Annotated in this window: 5 protein-coding genes; 2 read left to right on the top strand and 3 right to left on the bottom strand. The window is 44.1% G+C overall.

The features are described 5' to 3' along the window. Nucleotides 1–349: 349 nt before the first annotated feature. A complete protein-coding gene (gene gpmI / locus ASC50_RS04785; RefSeq protein ID WP_055432659.1) occupies nucleotides 350–1,879 on the bottom strand; it encodes a 2,3-bisphosphoglycerate-independent phosphoglycerate mutase in 1,530 nt (509 codons plus the stop codon). Between the two features lie 113 nt (nucleotides 1,880–1,992). Here gpmI and ASC50_RS04780 point away from each other — a divergent pair, with 113 nt between their 5' ends. Continuing rightward, a complete protein-coding gene (locus ASC50_RS04780) occupies nucleotides 1,993–2,259 on the top strand; it encodes a hypothetical protein (protein ID WP_158648457.1) in 267 nt (88 codons plus the stop codon). Beyond that, a complete protein-coding gene (locus ASC50_RS04775; protein WP_055432657.1) occupies nucleotides 2,256–2,636 on the top strand; it encodes a hypothetical protein in 381 nt (126 codons plus the stop codon). The genes ASC50_RS04780 and ASC50_RS04775 overlap by 4 nt, the downstream gene beginning before the upstream one ends. Nucleotides 2,637–2,756: 120 nt before the next feature. On the opposite strand, the gene ASC50_RS04770 is transcribed toward ASC50_RS04775, so the two are convergent. Both ASC50_RS04770 and ASC50_RS04765 read right to left on the bottom strand, forming a co-directional pair. After that, complete coding sequence (locus tag ASC50_RS04770) at nucleotides 2,757–3,497, bottom strand: hypothetical protein (protein ID WP_158648456.1); 741 nt, start codon at nucleotides 3,495–3,497, stop codon at nucleotides 2,757–2,759. Next, on the bottom strand, nucleotides 3,481–5,533 hold a 2,053-nt coding region (locus tag ASC50_RS04765; protein WP_158648455.1), incomplete at its 5' end, for a TIGR02594 family protein. The genes ASC50_RS04770 and ASC50_RS04765, both read right to left, overlap by 17 nt.

Raw genomic sequence — 5,533 nt, 5'->3', positions numbered from 1 at the left:
GAATCCCCCCCCCAAAAAACTGCGGCGCCCTTTGGGGTGCCCCATGCGCTGCTTCAGCGCAAATTTTTTGCCCCCCCCCCCCCCCCAAGAGGATGCTGCTTAGCAGCAAAGGTTTTGCAAACTTTGCAAAGTTCGCGAACTTTTTGTTTTTGCACTTCTTCTTCATAAAAATAACTTTTAATGTTTAACAATTTTTGTTGTGAATTGCCACTATGACAACTCGGCGGCAAAGGTAAGGAATGTTTTTTAATTGACAATGGATTTTTTTGACTTTAACACTTCAATATGTTAATGTTTGTTAATTTCGTTATTATCGTCATTGCGGGCTTGACCCGCAATCCCCTGAAAATCAATTTTTTATTAAGTTTGTTCCTGTCATCTCTTTTGGTTGCTCCAAGCCCAATATATGGAGGATGCTGGGGGCTACGTCTGCCAGTTTGCCGTTTTCGACCTCTGCGTTTTTGTTTTCGGACACATAGATGCATGGCACCGGATTTAGGGAATGTGCCGTGTTGGGCGTGCCGTCGTCGTTGATGGCGTAGTCGGCGTTGCCGTGGTCGGCTATGATGATTGCCTCGTAGTTGTTGGCTTTGGCGGCTTCGATGGTGTCTCTCAGGCAGGCATCGACTGCTACAACGGCTTTTTCAATTGCGCTGTAAATGCCTGTGTGACCTACCATGTCGCCATTGGCATAGTTCACCACGATGAAGTCGAACTTTTGCGATTGGATGGCTTTCACCAAATTGTCTTTCACTTCGTAGGCAGACATTTCCGGTTGCAGGTCGTAGGTTGCCACTTTCGGACTTGCCACAAGGATGCGCTCTTCGCCGTCGAAGGGGGCTTCGCGACCGCCGTTGAAAAAGAACGTCACGTGGGCGTATTTCTCCGTTTCGGCGGTGTGCAATTGTGTTAGCCCTTTACTTGAAAGGAACTCACCTAATGTGTTGGTTACATTGTCTTTATCGAACAAAATATGCACATTTTTGAAACTTGCATCGTAAGGTGTCATCGTAAAATATTGCAGGTTAGGGATGGTGTGCATCTTCTGCTCAGGCATCTCCTGCTGCGACAGCACGGCGGTCAATTCCTTGGCGCGGTCGTTGCGGTAGTTGAAGAAAATCACCACATCGCCGTCCTGAATCACAGTGAGGGGTTTTCCGCCTTTCGTGCAGACGATTGGCTTGATAAATTCGTCGGTCAAACCATCGCGATAGGATTTTTCTACTGCGGCAACGGGATTTTCGGTTGCCTCCCCCATCCCACTCACAAGCAGGTCGTAGGCTGCCTTTACGCGCTCCCAACGTTTGTCGCGGTCCATCGCATAGTAGCGACCGATGACTGAGGCGATGTGTCCGGCGGAGGTTTTCAGATGGGCTTCCAACTCTTTCAGAAAGCCTGCTCCGCTCTTGGGGTCGGTGTCGCGACCGTCCATAAAGCAGTGTATAAACGTCTTTTCGATGTCGTACACCTTGCTGATGTCGGTCAATTTCAGCAAATGCTCCAGCGAACTGTGCACGCCGCCGTTGGAAACAAGCCCCATCAGGTGTATCTGTTTGCCGTTTCTCCGGGCATAGCTGTACGCGCGCATGATTCCTTCGTTATCAAAAATCGTGTCATCGCGGCACGCCTTGTTGATTTTCACAAGGTCTTGATACACAACGCGTCCGGCACCGATATTGAGGTGTCCCACTTCCGAATTGCCCATTTGTCCGTCGGGCAACCCCACGTTTTCGCCGGAGGCTTGCAACTGCGAATAGGGATACGTTTTCAACAATTCGTCCCAATAAGGTGTTGGTGTAGAGGAGATTACGTCACGCTTCGTGTGGTCGCCAAAACCCCAACCGTCGAGGATAACCAATAATGCTTTCTTCTTTGACATTATATATATACTTTAAATTTCAATTCGGGCACAAAAGTACAATTTTTTTTTGTTTTTTGCGTGCTATCTCAATTTTTTTGCCTAACTTTGTAAAAATTAAAAAATTAGATGATATGAAAAATTCGGAATTGTTTATTGGGCTGGGCGTAGGGATAGTCTTGGGCGCAGCTATTGGAGCCTATTTGGCGAGTGATGATGAGGTGAAAACGGAGTTGGTGGACAAGGTCAAAGACATCGTCAAGGGCAAAATGGACACCGCCAAAGAGAAGCTCAGCCTGTTGGCAAGTGCGGGCGTTGAAGGGCTTGTTACTTCGGCGGCTTCGGTTGCTCCGGATGCTTCGGCTGCATCGGCTAAATCTGTTAAAACTGCCAAATCATGAATCGGGACTACAAACTTGGGGATATTGCATCCTGCATCAAGAACGACCTCATTGGGTTGGGAGTTACAAAATTGCAACTGCTTAAATTGCAGGGGTTTGAGAAATTGTCGCGCATCGGGGCATTGCTTCTTTGGAACATCATCGTGATTTTTCTGGCATTTTTTGCTTCGCTGTTTGCATTCATCGCGTTGGGTTTTTGGTTCAGCGACTTGGTGGGCAATTTTGCGGGCGGATTTGCCTTAGTGCTGTTGCTCTATGTGGGCATCTTTGGCATTTTCTTTGTCTTCCGAAACGCCATCTGCACCGGTTTTCAGAATAAATTACTGAGAGAATTAGAGCAAGATTTTGAGTTTCAGAGTTTAGAGTTTAGAGTTTAGAGTTTAGAGTGCTGTATGATGTATCTCTGTTTGTATTTGACGGATGCTCAAATTCGTTGTAAATCTTTCTGACTGTTTCATAACCTAATGGGGCACAATTTTTGTTTTCATTTTTATAAATTATTTACAATTTTCCAAATACCGTGGTTCAAATTTTTGCAACACATACAATTCCAACTCATGGTCGCCCGAAACCGTAACGCTTTCGACATACTCCCAATTATTCTTCTCGAAGTTGAATAAAAAGATGTCTACATCTGCCGGGTATTTAAATACACGCATTATTACCATTTCATCGTTCATTTGTTCTGCTTCAGGAACGTCTATATAGGAGGCGTATTTTTTGTTGTCAAAAACCGTTATAACAAATTTAAAGTGTTGTTGTCCTAATCGTTCTATAAAATTAGCCATATCCAAATTCCAAATATTTGCAGGAAGATTCCATTTTTTCAATGTATCCACATTATTAAGATGATATTTGTTCAATAAAAATTGAATAGAATCTTCTACTTTTTGATTATCTACTAATCTAAATTTATAGCTTTGCTTAAAATAATCTTTCTTTGTGTAGGTGGGTCCCCCCTCCAAAAATGGCTCTTTACACCTAAAATCATACATGTCCTTGTATTTTAAATACCAATCATTATTTTCTCCTTGCATTTTAAAAGCATGATAATCCAATTCTAAAACATCATAAGGTAAAACAGTATATCCGGCACCTAACTTATTATTCACAATAGGTACTGGATTTTTTACAAACACATTAAACTCACTTTGCATTTGAGCTGTAATAATGGTGGTTTGACACAAAATAATGAGAACAATTACTGTTTTTTGTAATAAGTTAGCGAGTGCTTTCATTTGTTGTTGTATTTATATTTAAATTAATAATTTGTTTATTTGCTGTTTCTGCATCAGTATAGTCCGTAACTGATGTTTTATAGTTTTTAAGTTTATCTACATAAGATCGAGGTAGATAATATCCTCTAAAATAAGATTTTCCAGATAATTTGATGTCTTTCGTTGAAAATTGAGAGACTTTAATCTTATCCGATTGATTTCCACCTAAACATAAAATATTATCTTTTCCATTTCTTCCTACCACAAACGCCACATGTCCTGAAGTTTTGAAATTTCCGTTACTATCCAAATTGGTGAAAACCGCAATGGCTCCAAAAACAGGTTCTGAAATTTTTACAAACTCTGCATGATTTAAGAATGTTTGAGAACCTGCGCTTTTTGTGTAGGCTGTTCCCGATTGCCTTAAACACCAATTGGCAAAACTGGCACACCATGCACTTGGGTCGCAATAATGACCGGATTTTTTATCGCCACAAGGACAAAAACTATTATGACCGCCATTGCGATGGTATTCTATGCCCTTGGAATACAATGGTGCTTCACATTCCAGAATACCATCCATAGTCTTCGCCTCTGTAATGGCATAATGCACCCATGGCAAATAAGTTATTGTCTGTTGCTCTTTTTTCTTATCTACATCCGCTTTATCATCACTTTTCTGCTCTACCGGCGCAGAAACAGCACCGGACGGATTTGCCGCAACTTCTTTTGCCACAGTGGTTTCTTCCATCACTGGCACTTCATCATCAGCAGCAGCAACCTCTTGTGCCACAGTGGTTTCTTCCATCAGCGGCACATCATCAGTAGCAGCAACTTCTTGTGCCACAGTGGTTTCTTCCATCACCGGCAATTCATCATCAGTCGCTGCAATTTCTTCTTCACCGCCCTTCTCATCATCGGAAGTAACTGCGTATTCCTCTATAACAGAGGCTTTTTCGGGCGTGGCATTTATTTCCTCTGTGGGTGGCTCTACGTTTTCGGTCAAAGTGGCATCGGCAACTTTCACCGGAACTTCTGCTTTTATTGTATCCTCAACTGTGGGGCGTGCTGTCAGTATCGCCACAGCATCTGCCACTTTCTCAATCTCGGCTTTTGCTGCATTCACATTCAGCAGGGCGTGCGGATTTGCAACACTTTTCCAGTTCATCTTAAGTATTTGGTTATCAGTGTTTACTGACAGGTCTGTGTATTCACATAGTATTTTTGCGTTCCATATTTCTATCCAAAATAAAAATAAGCCTTTGTATGTGCCATCTCCCTGTGCGTCAGCCGATTGCAGAATGTAACGACTGCCCCCGTCACGCGGGTCAATGATGGTGTCGCCCACTTGCAAGTCGTTGCGAAGTGGCGCATTACTAATTGGGAGCGGCTTGTTCTCCGCACCACACGCACAATCAGGGCAAAATTCTTCTACTTTTGGCGGCACAGGCACTGTCACCGACTGCCAAGCGGAAAAAGGACTCGGATTTTTCTCATTGCCATTGCAAATTGCTTGCACGCGCATCCGATAGGTAATGCCTTCGTCCATGGCAGGGGATGTAAACTGATTGTCATAGATGTTTTCGTGCACTTTGGAATAGCCGGACAGAGGATTATTCACTTCCACCTTGAACGAGGTATGATTCGCTGCCTGCCGCCAGCGCAAATTTGCCCGATTCAGTTTTCGCTCAAGCGTAAAATTCGTAACACTATCGCATTTGCATTGATAAGTAAACGTGCGGATAAGGCTATGTCCCCCTTGGTCGAACGGAATATTGCCGAAGACATCGGATGCCGTCACCCGCCATGCGTATCTCATTCCCGGCTCAAAAAACAGCGTTGCCGGTTGAAGCACCAGATTAGTGTTCGCCTGCGTAGTCGTGTAAAATGTTGGCATCGAGGCTGCTATGACGTAAGGGTCGATACCCGCCACGCGCATTTCCCACATCTCAAACTTGTATTGTATGTTGCTGCCGGGCACACCCACCGTGGACGGCAACCACGAAAAAGTGAGCGGCATCCCCTGAATTTGCCCCATCTCGGCGTTTTCCTCCGGC

The organism is Candidatus Symbiothrix dinenymphae (assembly GCF_001431085.1).
The sequence above is the reverse complement of the archived record's forward strand: the minus strand, read 5'-3'. Positions and strand labels throughout refer to the sequence as shown.

What these genes read in the sequence shown, in the direction of transcription:
- ASC50_RS04780 (WP_158648457.1), top strand. Translation starts at nt 1,993, where the DNA reads ATGAAAAATTCGGAATTGTTTATTGGGCTGGGCGTAGGGATAGTCTTG.
- gpmI (WP_055432659.1), bottom strand. Translation starts at nt 1,879, where the DNA reads ATGTCAAAGAAGAAAGCATTATTGGTTATCCTCGACGGTTGGGGTTTT.
- ASC50_RS04770 (WP_158648456.1), bottom strand. Translation starts at nt 3,497, where the DNA reads ATGAAAGCACTCGCTAACTTATTACAAAAAACAGTAATTGTTCTCATT.
- ASC50_RS04775 (WP_055432657.1), top strand. Translation starts at nt 2,256, where the DNA reads ATGAATCGGGACTACAAACTTGGGGATATTGCATCCTGCATCAAGAAC.